We start from the raw sequence: 16,838 nt of genomic DNA on the forward strand, positions 1-16,838 counted from the left end.
TTTCACTTACTCGACGCCAAAGCTCTCACCGCACCCGCAGGCGTGCTGAGCTTTAGGGTTATTGAATTTAAAAATCTGATTCAGGCCTTCACGAACGTAATCCAGTTCAGTGCCATCAACGAATGGCATCGCCTGTAGCGGCACAAACAGCGTTGCGCCGTGGAATGAGAACTGCAGATCGTCTTCGACGGGTTCTTTCACCAGATCCATGACGTAGCCGAATCCGGCGCAGCCGGATTGTTTTACGCCCAGACGCAGTCCCTTGACTTCAGGGTCCTGAGTGGCCAGATTGAGAATTTGTTGCGCTGCGGTTTCAGTCAGCGTCAGACCTTTCCAGACAAAATCGTCGGGTGAGAAAGAGTCTGTATTAACAGATGCCATGTTGATACCTCTTGAGTCCGGACCTTTTCAGGCTATCCCCCTATGGTAGTGATCTGACCCATCACTTCAACCTCTTGTTTTGCAGGGATAATCATCTTGTGCTGTTTTATTCGCTCAATTATTAAGCATAGTTGCTTTCGTTCATCCTGTATGAACAGAGTCAGCCTCAATAAGCCAGTGATAACCTATTAATAAATCACTCTATTTGAAATAACCATTTTTGACAAAAATGCTTATTGATAGGTTACGCCTTTCTCTGATGTAAACAGATTGTTATTTCCGATTATACCGACAGGCAGGATAAATCGATAAATTTTTCTGTCCCGCAATTGCAATCCCGTCATAGATGAATATGATAATTATTATCATTAACATTCAGGATGACGCCATAATGCTTTCTGTCTCCGCCTGGCTGCAGCATAAAATCGACGAATACCAGTTTTCGGTGCGTGATATCACCGTCGACTTTTATATGGCGCAGGCAAAACTCGACCGGGCCGACTGCACGATTCATCAGCTACGTCAGTTTAACGATGCCTGTCAGGATATGGCAGAAGTCTGCCAGTTGAACGGTGACGACCAGAGTTACCTTCATGCGATGGGTAAACTGCATCACCGGCTGGTGCATGAGATGGGAAACAACGATCGCGATCGGCTGTTTCGCCTTCAGGCCTACCAACTGGCGCGATTGTCTCTGACCCGCCTCTGCCATCAACTGGCCATGGTCGGAGAGTGGAACAAAGCCACCGTGCTGCAAAGTGACTTCGTGCGCCACGCAGGCTGGATATTCTAATCCAGCCACGACGTGACGTCGCGCACAATTTTTTTACATTAGCGTTAACAATGCCTGAAGCGGATGGCGCATGCCGTTGCCTTCCACACGCTTGACCTGGCTGCGGCATGAATAGCCAGTGGCCAGACAGCGCTGACGCGGCAGTCGCTGAAGCTGCGGATGCCAGGAGAGCGCATAGATCCCCAGCGAGTTTTCGAGATTCTGACTTTCGTGGCCATACGTGCCCGCCATGCCACAGCAACCTACATTGATGTTCTCCAGTTTTGCGCCAAAACGGGAGAAAATCGCCTGCCACTGGTTGGGCGCTGAAGGCAGTGCTGTTACCTCAGTGCAGTGCGCAAACAGATACCAGGACTCCCCGCCCGTGGCCTGCACCTCACGTTCTGCCAGGGCACGCTCTAACCATTCATGCACCAGCAATACGTTGAAATCGCCGCGCGATTCACCCAGCGTATGATGATACTCATCGCGATAACAGAGCACGGTAGCCGGATCAACGCCGACCATCGGCAGTTCCAGTTTTGCGACCCGATTAAGAAAATCAGCGGTACGGGCTGCCGTGCGGGCGAAACGTTGCAGGAAGCCTTTCACGTGCTGCGCTTTACCGTTTGGCGAGAAAGGCAGCAGCACCGGGCGATAACCCAGCTTCTCAATCAGCCTGACAAAATCGTTAACCAGCTGTGCCTCATAGAAGCTGGTAAAGGGATCCTGTACCACCAGCACATAGCTGGCGCGCTCCGTGGCTGACAGTCCTTCCAGCTGTTCCAGCGTCATGTTCATGGCGGGATGGCCACTGAGCTGCTGTTTCAGGTTAGGGGAAGAAAGCAGCGGCAGATCGACCATGCCGATATGCGTTTTGCTTAACTCTTTCACCCACGGCTGGCGCAGGAAGAAGTTAAATACTTTTGGCACCTTCGCCATCAGAGGCGCATACCCTTCGACCCCCGCCACCAGGTGATCGCTGAGCGGGCGCAGATAACGGGTGTGGTAGAGCTGCAGGAAGCGCGAGCGGAATGCAGGCACGTCAATTTTAATCGGACACTGGGTGGAGCAGGCTTTACAGGCCAGGCAACCCGACATCGCCTCTTTCACCTCGTGCGAGAAGTCATACTCCCCTTTACTGGCGTGCCAGCTGTTGCGGGTACGGGCGATCAGCCCGCGTAGCGACAGGCTGTTTTCCGGCAGCTGCTTTTCGAGTGCCAGCGGATCGACGCCCTGCCCGGCCAGCAGCCGCAGCCACTCCCGCGTCAGCGTTGCCCGCCCTTTTGGCGAGTGAATACGGTTGCGGGTGATCTTCATTGACGGGCACATCGGGCTGCGGGCATCAAAATTGAAACATAACCCGTTGCCATTACACTCCATCGCTCCACGCCAATCATCACGGACCGTTAACGGAATCTGCCGATCGTATGTTCCACGCTTCACAGCATCAACCTGCATCATTTCGTCGTTGCTGTTAAAGGGCGTACAGATTTTGCCAGGATTCAGACGATTAAGCGGGTCAAAGGCCGCTTTGATGCGACGCAACTCATTAAAAAGCGTCTCGCCGAAGAATGCCGGACTGTACTGGGCACGGAACCCTTTACCATGTTCGCCCCACAGCAGGCCGCCATAGCGCGCGGTCAGCGCCACCACTTCGTCGGAGATCTGTTTCATCATCATCTCCTGCTGCGGATCGCACATATCCAGCGCCGGACGCACGTGCAGGACGCCTGCATCGACGTGACCAAACATGCCGTAGCTCAGGCCGTGGCTGTCGAGCAGCGCGCGAAACTCGACAATGTAGTCCGCCAGTTTTTCCGGCGGAACGGCGGTATCTTCGACAAACGGAATCGGTTTAGCCCGGCCTTTAGCATTTCCCAGCAGACCTACCGCTTTTTTACGCATGTTATAAATGCGCTCAATGCCCGCCAGATCGTTACAAAACTGATAGCCAATTACGCCGCCCTGCTGCTGCTGCATCAGCGCATCAAGCCGGGCACACAGTTTTTCGATCTGCTGATCGATGATTGCGGGGTTGTCACCGGCGAACTCAACGATGTTCAGACCCAGCATCTCTTTATCGGGTACGTCAGCAATCAATTCGCGCACCGAGTGCCACACGATATCTTCCCGCGCCAGGTTCAGCACTTTGGAGTCAACGGTCTCAACCGACAGCGCCTGCGCTTCTACCATTAAAGGCGCGTTACGCAGGGCAGAATCGAAGGAGTCATATTTAATGTTCACCAGCCGTCGCACTTTCGGCAGCGGGGTGATATCGAGACGCGCCTCAGTGACAAAAGCCAGCGTGCCCTCAGCGCCACATAGCAGGCGCGTCAGATCAAAGGTTTGCATATCGTCGCTAAAAACGTGGCGCAGGTCATACCCGGTCAGGAAGCGATTCAGCCTGGGAAACTTTTCCAGAATCAGATCCCGGTGCTCACGGCAGCGCGTCAGCACCTGCTGATAAATACGGCCTTCGGGGGTTGCCGTCTGTGCCAGCGTTTCAGCCAGCGCGGTGGCCATTGGTCGCGTATCAAGCATATCGCCGCCCAGCAGCACGGCGCGCAGGCCCAGTACATGATCTGAGGTTTTGCCATAAACCAGCGAGCCCTGACCCGACGCGTCGGTATTGATCATGCCGCCCAGCGTAGCGCGGTTACTGGTGGACAGTTCAGGTGAAAAGAAAAAGCCGAAAGGCTTCAGCCAGGCATTCAGCTGATCTTTGATGACGCCGGCTTCGACCCGCACCCAGCCCTCATCGGTATTGATCTCCAGAATGCGGTTCATGTAGCGCGACATGTCCACCACAATGCCCTGATTCAGCGACTGACCGTTAGTGCCAGTGCCGCCGCCGCGCGGGGTAAATACCAGGCTGGTAAAGCGTGCTTCTCCGGCCACGCGAGCGAGCAGCGCAACGTCGGCCGTCGAACGCGGAAAGAGCGCCGCGTCGGGCAACAATTGATAGATGCTGTTATCGGTGGAGAGTGAAAGACGATCGGCATAGCTGGTCGCCATGTCGCCGGTAAAACCCTGCTCTTTCAGCGACTCAAGGAACGTCAGCACCAGTTGAACGAGGCCTGGTGCCTGCGAAATCTGTGGGATCATGATTGTCTGACCGAAGGTGTTGTAAACGTTTGCGTTTATACGTGAGCGATTTCTCGTTTTATCATATTTTTTCTGCGGCTGCCCTTTTTTCAGAAAAGACAAAAACCTTTCTCCGCGACGCTGTTTAAACCCTGTCAAATAGATCATGATAAAAACGGGCATCCGAATGCCCTGAAATGAAGGATTAAGACGAGGTTATGAGTCAATGATGAAAAGCCAGTACCGGGATATGGATTTACCGCAAATACTCTTCACCCTGATGTTCATTTTGCTGCTGATTGTCGCCTGTTTATGGGTGGTGCAGCCGTTTATTCTGGGCTTTGCCTGGGCCAGTATGGTGGTAATTGCGACCTGGCCATTGATGCTGAAATTCCAGCGCCTGTTGTGGGGACGCCGTTCGCTGGCGGTGATCGTGATGACAATGCTGCTGTTGCTGCTGTTTATCATTCCTATCGCACTGCTGGTCAGCAGCCTGATCGATAACAGTGCCCCGGTCATCGCCTGGGTTACCCAGGGACATACGATGCCGCAGTTGCTGTGGCTCAGGGATGTGCCGATGGTCGGCAAAAAGCTTTATGTCAGTTATGACACGCTGGTGGCGAGTGGCGGGGCCGGCATCATGGCCAAAATCCAGCCCTACATTGGCCGCACTACCGGCTTTTTTGTCGCGCAGGCCGGTCATTTCGGCCGCTTTATGATCCATCTGGGCGTGATGTTGCTGTTCAGTGTGCTGCTTTACTGGCGTGGCGAACAGGCTGCCCAGGGCATCCGTCACTTTGCTTTCCGCATGGCGGGACGACGCGGTGATGCCGCCGTGCTGCTGGCGGCACAGTCTATTCGTGCCGTGGCGCTTGGCGTGGTGGTGACGGCACTGGTGCAGGGCGTGCTGGGCGGTATCGGTCTGGCGATCTCTGGCATTCCCTATGCCACGCTGTTAACGGTGCTGATGATCTTCTGCTGTCTGGTTCAGCTCGGCCCGCTGCTGGTGCTGGTTCCGGCCATTATCTATCTCTACTGGAGCGGCGATACCACCTGGGGAACCGTGCTGCTGGTCTGGAGTTGTGTGGTGGGCACGATGGATAACGTCCTGCGTCCGATGTTAATCCGAATGGGCGCCGATCTGCCGATGATCCTGATTCTCTCTGGCGTAATAGGTGGCCTGTTTGCCTTCGGCATGATTGGTCTGTTTATTGGGCCGGTGGTGCTGGCTGTTTCCTACCGTCTGGTTTCCGTCTGGGTTCATGAAGCGCCAGCTCCCGATAATGACCCACTGGCCGTGGCGGAGGCCCTGGCCGATCATGAGGGTACCCCGCCAGCCGTCTGATTCACAGCAATGACACGCTGTGTCACTCTATCCTGTGAGCATTGATTAGTGCGGTTAATGATGATTAACCGCACCCTTACTCAGAGACTCGTCAGATTTTGTTTTCCATTAGCGATTTTTAAGAAAAAAGCCATCTTTGGCCTTTATTTGCCCTTTCCGGCCTAAAAAAGATTACTTTCTGCACTGTTTCTTAAGTCAAACGGCGAAGTAAAGGTGACAAAAGATTATCGGCTTTAAACTAATAAGAGGATTCTTAAAGACGCCAGCCAGTGGTATGAATAACATGTTTCCTATGTTCGAAATCAAGCTATTGATTTTCAGACAACCTGATTCCCCTGAGTAGAGTAAAGAATTGCTGTGTGTAGTCTTTGCCCATCCCCTGTGATGGGCTTTTTTTTTGCCTGAATATGACCCGCTATAAACAAAAAAAAGCCCGCAGTGCGGGCCTTTCATCATTTCTGTAAGCGTTGTCAGGCGGTTTTGTTTAACTGTGCCAGACTCACCCACGTTTCCACTACGGTGTCCGGGTTCAGCGACAGGCTATCAATGCCCTCTTCCATCAGCCATGCGGCAAAATCCTGATGATCGGACGGCCCCTGACCACAGATTCCGACATATTTACCCTGTTGCTTCGCGGCCCTGATCGCCATGGAGAGGAGTGCTTTTACGGCTTCGTTACGCTCGTCAAACAGCGCGGAGACGACGCCGGAATCGCGATCCAGCCCCAGCGTCAGCTGGGTCATGTCGTTGGAGCCAATTGAGAAACCATCAAAGTGTTGAAGGAACTGCTCTGCCAGCAGTGCATTTGACGGGATCTCGCACATCATGACGATCTTCAGCCCGTTCTCACCGCGCTTCAGCCCCTGACGGGCCAGCTCTTCCACCACGGCCTGCGCCTGATCCACAGTGCGCACAAACGGAACCATGATTTCGACGTTGGTAAGGCCCATATCGTTGCGAACGCGTTTTACCGCTTCACACTCCAGCGCAAAGCAGTCGCGGAAGTTATCCGCTACATAGCGACCTGCGCCACGGAATCCGAGCATCGGGTTTTCTTCTTCCGGCTCATAGCGTTCACCGCCAACGAGGTTGGCATATTCATTGGTTTTAAAATCGGAAAGTCGGACAATTACGCGTTTCGGTGCAAATGCCGCACCAAGCGTGGCAATTCCCTCTGTCAGGCGAGCGATGTAAAACTCCACCGGATTATCAAATCCTTTCATCATTTTACGGATCTGCTGCTGCAATTCCGGCGTCTGCTGATCAAATTCAAGCAGCGCTTTCGGGTGGACGCCAATCATTCGGTTAATAATAAATTCCAGCCGCGCCAGGCCAACACCTTCGTTCGGCAGACAGGCAAAATCAAAAGCACGGTCGGGGTTACCCACGTTCATCATAATCTTCAGCGGCAGTTCAGGCAGCGAATCGACCTGCGAACTGGTGACGTCGAAGTCGAGCAGCTGATCATAGACGTAGCCGGTGTCGCCCTCGGCGCAGGAGACGGTGACCTGATGGCCCTCTCTCAGCCGATCGGTGGCGTCGCCACAGCCTACTACCGCCGGAATACCCAGCTCACGCGCGATGATCGCCGCATGGCATGTTCGTCCACCGCGATTAGTGACAATTGCTGATGCTTTTTTCATGATCGGTTCCCAGTCCGGGTCGGTCATATCCGTCACCAGCACATCGCCTTTTTCAATGCGGTTCATTTCGCTGATATCGTGAATGACCTTCACCACGCCAGCGCCGATACGATGACCGATAGCACGCCCTTCAACGACGACGCTGCCCTGACCCTGCAGCGTATAACGCTCCATCACCTGGCCATTTGAGCGCACGGTTTCAGGACGCGCCTGAACAATAAACAGCTTACCGGTGTGTCCATCTTTGGCCCACTCAATATCCATCGGCCGCTGATAGTGCTGTTCAATCAACACTGCCTGCTTCGCCAGCGCCTGCACTTCCTCATCGTTCAGGCAGAATCGGTCGCGTTCGGCCTCAGGCACATCTTCGATGCGTACCTGTTCACCATGCGCCTGAGAATCGGCATACACCATACGTACCTTTTTCGAACCCATGTTCCGACGCACGATTGAGGGACGATCGGCCGCCAGCGTTGGCTTGTGAACATAGAACTCATCCGGGTTAACAGCGCCCTGCACCACCATCTCACCCAGTCCCAGGGCGGCAGTGATGAAGACCACCTGATCAAAGCCGGACTCGGTATCAATGGTGAACATCACACCTGACGAGGCCAGGTCCGAACGCACCATACGCTGTATGCCCGCAGAGAGCGCTACGCCACGATGGTCGTAGCCCTGATGCACGCGGTAGGAGATAGCACGGTCATTAAACAGTGAAGCAAAGACATGCTTAACCGCTACCATAACGGCGTCGATACCCTGCACATTCAGGAAGGTTTCCTGCTGGCCGGCAAAGGAGGCGTCGGGCATATCTTCGGCGGTGGCAGAGGAGCGGACGGCAAACGACGCGGCCGCATCATCGGCAGAGAGTTGCTGATAAGCGTCCAGAATGGCGGATTCCAGTTCCGGCAGAAACGGCGTTTCCACCACCCACTGACGAATCTGTTTACCCGCTTTTGCCAGCGCATCAACATCATCAATATCCGTCTCATCCAGCAGCGCATAAATTCGCTGGTTCAGCCCGCTTTGATCGAGGAACAGGTTAAAGGCGTACGACGTGGTCGCAAAACCATTGGGCACGGAAACGCCCAGCGACGAAAGATTCGTTATCATTTCACCTAAGGAGGCGTTTTTGCCGCCTACCCGATCAACATCATGCATACCAAGCTGGTTATACCAGAGCACCAGTGGCTGTTCCTGAGTGGACATCGCGCTTATCCTTAATCAATTATCAATGAATGGACACAGAAAGTGAGCTGTTTTAGCCTGGCATATCACCCCATCAATAACGATCTGTTGAATCGTTAAAGCAGAATTTCAGCCGCAGTTTCGGAATTGTGAGCGGATTATTTTGCAGTTGCGCAACGTCGCTATTTTCCCCTAACTGATTGATGCGGCAGGAAATGGCAGATTTTCAGCTACTTAAACACTCTGTTTTGTTGCGCAACAGACGCAGGGCGATTTATGGCCCGATTGCCGTTTAAAAGAATTCCGGCGCATCGAAACTCTTTTTCATTTTTATTAGCGTGATGAAAATGCAGACAAATAATCCGGACAGGCATTCCAGAAATTGAAATCAGAGATGATTTATTGAGTCGCATCGCTCATGCTGATGACTCACTCCTGGCGAGGCAGAATTCATTATGACAACTGACAGAAGCGTTTTTTATATCTCCGATGGTACAGCGATTACGGCTGAAGTCCTGGGCCATGCGGTGCTGTCGCAGTTTCCGGTCAATATCACCAGCCTGACGTTGCCATTTGTAGAAAACGTCCAGCGGGCGCTGGCGGTTAAAGCCCAGATTAACGCGCTTTATCAGCAGAGCGGTATACGGCCACTGGTGTTCTTCTCCATTGTCACGCCAGAGGTGCGCGACATTATCGTTCAGAGTGAGGGTTTTTGTCAGGATATCGTGCAGGCGCTGGTGGCTCCCCTTCAGCAGGAGCTGGGCTTATCGCCAGCGCCGGTGGCACACCGCACCCACGGACTGGACGCCAGTAATCTGGGGAAATATGACGCACGTATTGCGGCGATCGATTACGCCCTGGCGCATGATGACGGCATCTCGCTGCGCGGGCTGGAAGATGCGCAGGTCATTCTTTTGGGCGTCTCGCGCTGTGGCAAAACACCCACCAGCCTCTATCTGGCGATGCAGTTTGGTATTCGTGCCGCCAACTACCCCTTTATTGCCGACGATATGGATAATCTTAAACTGCCGCCCGCGCTGCGTGCCCATCAGAATAAACTGTTCGGGCTGACCATCGATCCGGAACGGCTGGCAGCGATACGGCAGGAAAGGGCGGAAAATACCCGCTACGCCTCAATGCGTCAGTGCCGGCTGGAAGTAGGCGAAGTTGAAGCGCTATTTCGCACCCATCAGATCCGCTATCTCAACAGCACTAACTACTCGGTCGAAGAGATTGCCACCAAAATTCTCGACATCATGGGCCTGACGCGCCGTATGTACTGATGGGGAATCGGGTCGAAGATGTAAAGTGCCGCTGCCGTGGGTTTTGATTTCATTATCAAATCACGGGTTGAATTCGCAGACTAATGGTTTATTGTGACCACCATCACTTCCCGGTATTTCACCGCTGCGAAGAACCGTTTTCGAGAAACTCATGAACAAAACTGACGAACTGCGTACTGCACGCATTGGTAGTCTCATTACCCCCGCCAGTCTGGCGGCTGAACATCCTGTCTCCGCGGCGATTGCCGACAACGTCACCGCTGCCCGTAAACGTATCGCCCGTATATTGACGGGTGAGGATCCCCGCCTGCTGGTAGTGATCGGGCCCTGCTCGCTGCACGACCCGAAAGCAGCCCTGGAGTATGCCGCGCGTCTGAACGCGTTACGCAGCCGCTATGAAGGTCAGCTGGAGATTGTGATGCGTGCCTACTTCGAGAAGCCTCGCACCGTCGTAGGCTGGAAAGGGTTAATCTCCGATCCGGACCTGGATGGCAGCTACGATGTGAACCGGGGTATCGGCATCGCCCGTAAGCTGCTGATTGATATTAACGCGCTGGGCCTGCCCACCGCCACGGAATTTCTGGATATGGTGATCGGCCAGTTTATTGCCGATCTGATCAGCTGGGGCGCGATTGGCGCACGTACCACTGAAAGCCAGATCCACCGCGAAATGGCCTCGGCCCTCTCCTGCCCGGTCGGCTTTAAAAACGGCACCGATGGAAACGTGCAGATCGCGGTGGATGCGATTCGCGCCGCTCGCGCCAGCCATATGTTTCTGTCGCCGGATAAACTGGGCCAGATGACTATTTATCAGACCAGTGGCAACCCGCATGGTCATGTGATCCTTCGAGGCGGTAAACAGCCAAACTATCATGCCAGTGATGTTGCCGCCGCCGCAGAGAGTCTGTCGGCGTTTAATCTGCCCGAGCAGCTGGTGATCGACTTCAGTCACGGCAACTGTCTGAAGCAGCATCGTCGTCAGATGGATGTGGCGGCAGAGGTAGCAGAGCAGATTAAAGCAGGATCGCGGGCCGTTGCCGGTGTGATGATTGAAAGCTTCCTGGAAGAAGGCAATCAGAAAGTGGTAAGCGGTGAACCGCTGGTTTACGGCCAGTCAATTACCGATCCCTGCCTCAGCTGGAAGGAGAGCGAACAGGTGCTCGCCCTGCTGGCCGAGGCGGTTTCTCATCGCCTCTGAGTCTGAATCAACTGGAGCAGCTCACCGCTAAGGTTTTGCCCCAGTCTGGCGGCCGCTGACGATACTCAGCGGCTGTCTCATCACTGAAGGGCTGCTGTAACGCCTGATGCAGACGAGCCAGCGTCCCCTGCTCTCCCCGCTCCGCCTCTTCAATCGCCTGCTGCGCCAGATAGTTACGCAGAATTACAGCCGGATTTGCCGCCTTCATCACAGCCTGCCGTTCTTCATCACTAACCTGCTCATCCATGAGACGATTGCAATAACGCTGATACCAGCCATCAAATGCCTCACGATCGATGAACTCGTCGCGCAGCGGTGAGCGGCTTTCAGCCTGTTGGGTTTCACTCAGCAGCCGGAACGTCAGGGTGTAATCACTCTGCTCCTGCGTCATCAGCGCCAGCAGATCGGTCAGAATCTGATTGTCGCTGCTCTGTTGTGTCAGCAGGCCAAGTTTTGCCCGCATCCTTTCACCCCAGACCCGCATCAGTTCAGGTTCATAGGCGCTTAGCGCCATCCGCAACTGCTCAGTGGTCAGAAGACCCGACAGCGCATGTGCCAGACGGTTGAGATTCCACATGCCAATCATCGGCTGATTTTCAAAACTGTAGCGCCCCTGATAGTCGCTGTGATTACAGATAAAGTCAGGCTGATAATCATCCAGAAAACCGAACGGGCCATAGTCGATGGTCAGGCCCAGAATCGACATATTGTCAGTATTCATGACGCCATGCGCAAAGCCCACGCTCTGCCACAACGCAATCAGGCGCGCGGTGCGTAACACAATGTCGGTAAACCACTGTTGATAGCGGTCCGCCTCCCCTTCCAGATGCGGCCAGTGATGGCGGATGGCGTAGTCAGCCAGTTGCTGCACTTTCTCCTGCTGCTGGCTGTAAAAGAAATGCTCGAAATGGCCGAAACGCAGGTGGCTGGGTGAAATGCGCATCAGCATCGCGCCACGCTCAGTGGTTTCGCGGTAGACCGGCTCATCGCCTGTCGACAGAGTGAGTGCGCGCGTGGTGGGAATACCCAGATGGTGCAGCGCTTCCGAGGCGAGAAACTCACGGACGCTGGAGCGGATTACGGCACGACCATCGCCCATTCGGGAATAAGGCGTCAGGCCTGCCCCCTTGAGATGCCAGTCAAGTTTGCTGCCATCATCCAGACGCTGTTCACCCAGCAGGATACCGCGTCCGTCACCGAGCTGACCCGCCCAGACACCAAACTGATGACCACTGTATACCTGCGCCAGCGGCTGCATGCCGGGCAGCTGTGCCGCACCGTGCCAGACATCGTGACCGCGACCTTCAAAGAGCGCGCTATCCAGCCCCATTGAGGTTGCAAGCGGTGCGTTGTAATACAGCAGACGTCCGCCTGCCAGCGGCGTGGGGTTTAGCGCGGTATAACACCCGGTCAGCTCACGGAACCAGGTGTTGTCAAAAGAGGCCTTGCCTGCGGACATTGTTTCTCCCATGCGATATTCAGCGATACGTAGGTTAGTCCTTTAGTGTAACGCTGATAGCAGGGATTAACAGGTTCTGTCAGCCGGGATGCTGAGAGGATGGCATGCGCTCGTCGGCACAGAGCAGTGAATGCAGTGCGTCAGATTTTGCCACCGGGAAGAGCGCACCCTGAAACTCGGTACCGCTCAGCTGGCTGACTTTCCTGAACAGCACCTCGTCATCAATGCCGCAAATAATCAGCCGGTCACAATGGGCGCGGAAATTATCGATAATGCTCTGAATAAATGGCACAAACGAAGCGCGTTTTGCCAGGGAGTGAATAAACTCTTTATCCAGACAGATGCAGCTGAATAAATTATCGTAGACCGCATTAGAGGGTGTTCTGCCCGCGCCAAAATGTGAAAGCGCTAAATTAAATTCAGCATGCAGGCTCGCCAGCAGCGGATTATTTTTGCCCAGTTTGAGATGCGGAAACGTTTCAGTGATATTCAACAGAATGAAGGGCAGCTGTTTTATTTTTCGCATGACTAATTCACTGGCAAGCAGTGTCCGCGCCATGCCTTCATCAATACGGATAAAGGCTGACACGGAATGCGCTTCAAATAATCCGCGATGCTGCTCCAGCAATCCAATCTGGCTTTGCAGCAGGCGCAACTGCTGCGACTCATCAAGCTGGGGAAGCAGCAGATCCTGTGGCAGGGTGATGGGCGCACTTTCATGCACAAACTGCGTAACCAGCTCGACAGCGGTCAGCTGTCCGTCAACATCACAGACAGGATAAAACCAGATTTCCGACTGATAGTCGGCCGAAAGATGAATGTTCATTTTAATGCCAGAATATGCGGCGATGTTGATATCGTATAGTAATGGTCAGCCGCAGGCAATAGTGCCAAATCATTGAAGAGACGACCTTCTTTACGCTTCCATTGCCGTTTGGCAACAGCCGATCACGCTTAAGCCAAATACAGGTGATAAAACACCGGTTATTAGTGGAATCGAATCAGCCATTATTCTTTTTATTAAAACCTTCGCCCTGAACGTTCATTTAAAATAAAACTTTTATCCTTTGTTTTAACTCTATTTTAAATTGGACTTAAGTCTGATTTCGCAAGCCTGCTGTTAAATACGGCGAGCCTGCCAGAACACTTTTCGCCAGTAGACATTGTCGAGTGAGGAGCGAATGACACCCTGACTGGTCGAGGCGTGGATAAAAGCGTTATCGGTATCATAGATGCCCACATGCAGGCCATTTTCACCGCGTCCGGTTTTGAAAAAGACCAGATCGCCTGGCAGCAGTTCATCTTTGCTGATGCGGGTGCCAATATCGCTTTGGGCTGAAGTGGTGCGCGGTAGTTGCAGGGCAAATTTATCGCGAAAGGTCAGATAGACGAAGCCGGAGCAGTCAACGCCGTTACGACTCATGCCGCCATAACGATAAGGTGTACCGCGCCAGTGACCGAGCTGATCGTTCAGTTCCGCTATCACGGTGATTGAATCGGAAAGACGGCCATTAATCGGCGGTGCGTGATGACTGCATCCCGTCAGCAACAGAACTAAAATCAGCAAACCCAGGCGCATCGCCAAATGTCCTTATCAGAAGTTGCAACCGGCATAATGTAGCGGTAAAGCCCGCCAGGTAGCAAGTGTCAGGGCAAGACGGTCAGCAGCGTGCGTCCTTCAAGTTCAATCTGCCGGAAAGCAATCTGGTAGAGCGGTGTCAGACGCTGTGGCGTCAGAACCTCTGAAGGTTCGCCCTGCGCGATCACCTGCCCGCTATCCATCAGCCAGACCCTGTCTGCCTGCTGCAGGCTGTGGTTAAGATCGTGACTGCTGGCGACAACACTCACACCCGACGCGCACAGTGCCGCAATCAGATCGTCCACCGCTTTTTGCTGGCCGATATCCAGCGCCGTCAACGGCTCATCAAGAATCAGCAGCCGCCCACAGGGATTAATGTCAGGATCGATCTGGGCACAGACGGCTGCCAGCCGGACGCGCTGCCATTCCCCGCCGGAGAGCCGGGTCAGTGAACGCGATAACTTATCCTGCAGCTTAAGCCGCTGCAGCAGCATGCTGAGACCGGCATCGGCCTGTGGCCCCGCCGGCTTCAGGTGCAGACGCAGATAGTGCCAGACCGGCATCTGACTCAGTGGGGCCTGCTGCTGTGGCAGCCAGCCGCGCACCCTGGACAGTGCCGCGCCGTTCCAGTTACTCAGTGGCTGTTCATCCAGCAACACCGTGCCGGAGGCGGATTGCAGCCCCGCAATGACACTCAGTAAGGTGCTTTTACCGGCTCCGTTCGGGCCTGCAATGTGCAGCAGCTGACCGGCGGCAAGCTCGCCGGTCAGTGGCAGCAGCCGTCCGGGGACGGCGGCCTGTTGCACGCGCAACAGCATCTATTTTGCCAGCGCCTGTTTAATCGTTTCCAGTATGATGGGATCTTCCGGGGCCATGTCAGGTGCAAAACGCTGGATTACACTGCCGTCACGGCCAATCAGGAACTTTTCAAAGTTCCACAGGATGTCGCCCTGCTCTTTCGGCGCGCGTCCTTTACTCTCCATACGCTCGTAAAAGCCGCTGCCTTCCGGACGCACCGCGTCAGGCCGGGCCGCAATCAGCTGCGCATAGAGCGGATGACGCGCCGGGCCATTAACCTCGGTTTTGGCAAACAGCGGGAACGTCACGCCATAGGTGGTACTGCAGAAAGTTTTGATCTCCTCACTGCTGCCCGGCTCCTGCTCCAGAAACTGATTGCAGGGGAAACCGAGGACGCTGAAGCCCTGATCCTGCCAGGCTTTCTGCAGATTCTCCAGCTCTTCATATTGCGGCGTCAGACCACATTTCGAAGCAACATTGACGACCAGCAGGACGTTGCCCTGCCACTGTGATAGCGTGGTTTTTTCCCCGTCGAGCGTAACCAGTTCAGTCTGATAAATGTTCATGCTTTTTCCTGTAATGGATGCGGTTGTGGATGCAGAGTAGCCAGCCGAAGCTAGCGCGAAGATTTCACCAGTAAAATAATAAACAGTGGCGCACCCAGTGTCGCCGTCACGACGCCTATCGGCAACTCTGCTGACGTCAGGGCCAGACGCGCCACGATATCGGCGGCCAGAAGCACCGCCGCGCCCGCCAGCGCCGATGCCGGCAACAGATAGCGGTGATCGCTGATACCGCTCAGGCGCAGCAGATGCGGGATGACCAGTCCGACAAAGCCAATGGTACCGGCCATCGCAACGCTGATACCGACCAGCCAGCCCATCGCCAGCACCAGCAGGTTACGCCAGTAGAAAAGTGACAGTCCAAGCTGACGGGCGGACGTCTCGCCCAGAGCCAGCAGATTGAGAATCGGCCCGGTCGCCCCCAGCGCGAGCATCACCAACAGCAGTGCCAGCATCATCCAGCTATAGCGCCAGTCAATGCCACTGAATCCTCCCATCATCCAGTACATCAGCTGACGCAGATCGAGACTGGTGCTGAAGTAGACCGCCCAGGTCATGATGGCACTGCAGATAATCCCCAGCGCCACGCCGGTCAGCAACAGCCGGGTGGCCGAGAGCTGACGATGGGCAAAATACAGCAGGATAAGCGTAATAATCAGCGCACCGGCCATCGCCGCCAGCCCCAGGCTCCACAGTGAGCCGCTGCCCAGCAGCACGCCGAGCACCAGCCCGATACCCGCGCCGTTCGAAACGCCGAGCAGACCTGGCTCCGCCAGCGGATTGGTAAACAGCGCCTGCATCACCACGCCGCATACCGCCAGCGACGCCCCTACAAGGACTACCGCCAGACTGCGGGGCAGCCGCAACTGCCAGACAAAGAGCTGTCCGCTATCGCTGAACCACGCAGAGGGCGCGATCCAGCTGTCTCCGGCACAGAGGCTGAGACAGAGCAGTACTGAGAGCATCAGGGCGAGCGCAATCAGCCATTTCTGGCCGCGTTGATCGGCCTGGCGCGCGAACGTGTCGAGCTGAGACATAAGCGGGATTAGCTGAGAAAACAGTGATTTGATTGTAGAGGGATTGATGAAAAAAGAAAGGCTGATGAGGCGGTAAGCTCCGGGGTGGCGTGAACATTGACGGGGACCGGAAGCAGAATCCCTGTTCATTGAGACTCTGAAAACGGCTTACTGAAACCATGAAAAAAGGCCGCTTGCGCGGCCTTTTTGAAACGCTGAAATTCAGTCAGTCTCTTTGGGTGTAGCGTTCTCTACGCGGCTTTTCAGCTTCTGTCCTGGACGGAACGTTACTACGCGACGCGCAGTAATCGGAATATCTTCACCCGTTTTCGGGTTTCTGCCAGGACGCTGGTTCTTGTCACGCAGGTCAAAATTACCAAACCCAGACAGTTTTACCTGTTCTCCATTTTCCAGAGCGCGACGTACCTCCTCGAAAAACAGCTCTACTAACTCTTTGGCATCGCGTTTGCTCAGCCCGAGTTTCTCAAACAGGTACTCTGACATCTCAGCTTTTGTAAGCGCCATA

General features: G+C 54.5%; 14 protein-coding genes and 1 other RNA gene. 5 read left to right on the plus strand and 10 right to left on the minus strand.

Annotated elements, in window-relative coordinates; genetic code table 11:
- Window positions 1-6: 6 nt before the first annotated feature.
- Window positions 7-381, minus strand: coding sequence for a Fe-S cluster assembly scaffold SufA (gene sufA / locus QSK07_RS15320; protein WP_285721881.1), 375 nt, complete (start codon window positions 379-381; stop codon window positions 7-9).
- A 388-nt stretch (window positions 382-769) separates the two neighbouring features.
- On the opposite strand from sufA, the gene QSK07_RS15325 reads away from it, so the two are divergent.
- Window positions 770-1,174 (plus strand): hypothetical protein, encoded by a 405-nt coding sequence (locus tag QSK07_RS15325; RefSeq protein WP_285722007.1) that lies wholly within the window; start codon window positions 770-772, stop codon window positions 1,172-1,174.
- A 33-nt stretch (window positions 1,175-1,207) separates the two neighbouring features.
- Here the strand turns inward: QSK07_RS15325 and ydiJ are convergent, their stop codons facing one another.
- The gene (ydiJ, locus tag QSK07_RS15330; RefSeq protein ID WP_285721882.1) at window positions 1,208-4,261 is read right to left on the minus strand and encodes a D-2-hydroxyglutarate dehydrogenase YdiJ; all 3,054 of its coding nucleotides are present in this window, start codon (window positions 4,259-4,261) and stop codon (window positions 1,208-1,210) included.
- A 205-nt stretch (window positions 4,262-4,466) separates the two neighbouring features.
- Between ydiJ and ydiK the strand changes: the two genes are divergently transcribed.
- Entirely contained in the window at window positions 4,467-5,585 is a 1,119-nt protein-coding gene (gene ydiK / locus QSK07_RS15335) for an AI-2E family transporter YdiK (RefSeq protein WP_502921722.1), read from the plus strand.
- 292 nt (window positions 5,586-5,877) lie between these two features.
- An RNA gene (gene rprA / locus QSK07_RS15340) (antisense sRNA RprA) lies at window positions 5,878-5,985 on the plus strand.
- A gap of 70 nt (window positions 5,986-6,055) precedes the next feature.
- Here the strand turns inward: rprA and ppsA are convergent.
- Window positions 6,056-8,437 (minus strand): phosphoenolpyruvate synthase, encoded by a 2,382-nt coding sequence (gene ppsA / locus QSK07_RS15345; RefSeq protein ID WP_098050747.1) that lies wholly within the window; start codon window positions 8,435-8,437, stop codon window positions 6,056-6,058.
- Window positions 8,438-8,871: 434 nt separating this feature from the next.
- On the opposite strand from ppsA, the gene ppsR reads away from it, so the two are divergent.
- The gene (ppsR, locus tag QSK07_RS15350) at window positions 8,872-9,699 is read left to right on the plus strand and encodes a posphoenolpyruvate synthetase regulatory kinase/phosphorylase PpsR (RefSeq protein ID WP_098050748.1); all 828 of its coding nucleotides are present in this window, start codon (window positions 8,872-8,874) and stop codon (window positions 9,697-9,699) included.
- Between the two features lie 151 nt (window positions 9,700-9,850).
- Window positions 9,851-10,897, plus strand: coding sequence for a 3-deoxy-7-phosphoheptulonate synthase (locus QSK07_RS15355; protein WP_285721883.1), 1,047 nt, complete (start codon window positions 9,851-9,853; stop codon window positions 10,895-10,897).
- 7 nt (window positions 10,898-10,904) lie between these two features.
- On the opposite strand, the gene QSK07_RS15360 is transcribed toward QSK07_RS15355, so the two are convergent.
- The 7 genes from QSK07_RS15360 to ihfA all read right to left on the minus strand — a co-directional run bounded on the left by QSK07_RS15360 (window position 10,905) and on the right by ihfA (window position 16,837).
- Window positions 10,905-12,356 (minus strand): protein adenylyltransferase SelO, encoded by a 1,452-nt coding sequence (locus tag QSK07_RS15360; RefSeq protein ID WP_285721884.1) that lies wholly within the window; start codon window positions 12,354-12,356, stop codon window positions 10,905-10,907.
- A gap of 79 nt (window positions 12,357-12,435) precedes the next feature.
- A complete protein-coding gene (locus QSK07_RS15365; RefSeq protein WP_285721885.1) occupies window positions 12,436-13,182 on the minus strand; it encodes an EAL domain-containing protein in 747 nt (248 codons plus the stop codon).
- A 294-nt stretch (window positions 13,183-13,476) separates the two neighbouring features.
- The gene (locus tag QSK07_RS15370) at window positions 13,477-13,935 is read right to left on the minus strand and encodes a C40 family peptidase (protein WP_013357687.1); all 459 of its coding nucleotides are present in this window, start codon (window positions 13,933-13,935) and stop codon (window positions 13,477-13,479) included.
- A gap of 68 nt (window positions 13,936-14,003) precedes the next feature.
- Window positions 14,004-14,753, minus strand: coding sequence for a vitamin B12 ABC transporter ATP-binding protein BtuD (gene btuD / locus QSK07_RS15375; protein ID WP_285721886.1), 750 nt, complete (start codon window positions 14,751-14,753; stop codon window positions 14,004-14,006).
- A complete protein-coding gene (locus QSK07_RS15380; protein WP_275219550.1) occupies window positions 14,754-15,299 on the minus strand; it encodes a glutathione peroxidase in 546 nt (181 codons plus the stop codon). It abuts the gene before it with no gap.
- Between the two features lie 50 nt (window positions 15,300-15,349).
- Window positions 15,350-16,333 (minus strand): vitamin B12 ABC transporter permease BtuC, encoded by a 984-nt coding sequence (btuC, locus tag QSK07_RS15385; protein WP_285721887.1) that lies wholly within the window; start codon window positions 16,331-16,333, stop codon window positions 15,350-15,352.
- A gap of 201 nt (window positions 16,334-16,534) precedes the next feature.
- Window positions 16,535-16,837: an integration host factor subunit alpha gene (gene ihfA / locus QSK07_RS15390; RefSeq protein WP_003853259.1), complete on the minus strand. Its 303-nt coding sequence runs from the start codon at window positions 16,835-16,837 to the stop codon at window positions 16,535-16,537.
- Window position 16,838: the final 1 nt, after the last annotated feature.

Origin of the sequence: Pantoea sp. QMID4, assembly GCF_030270445.1 — a bacterium.
GTDB lineage: Bacteria > Pseudomonadota > Gammaproteobacteria > Enterobacterales > Enterobacteriaceae > Pantoea > Pantoea vagans.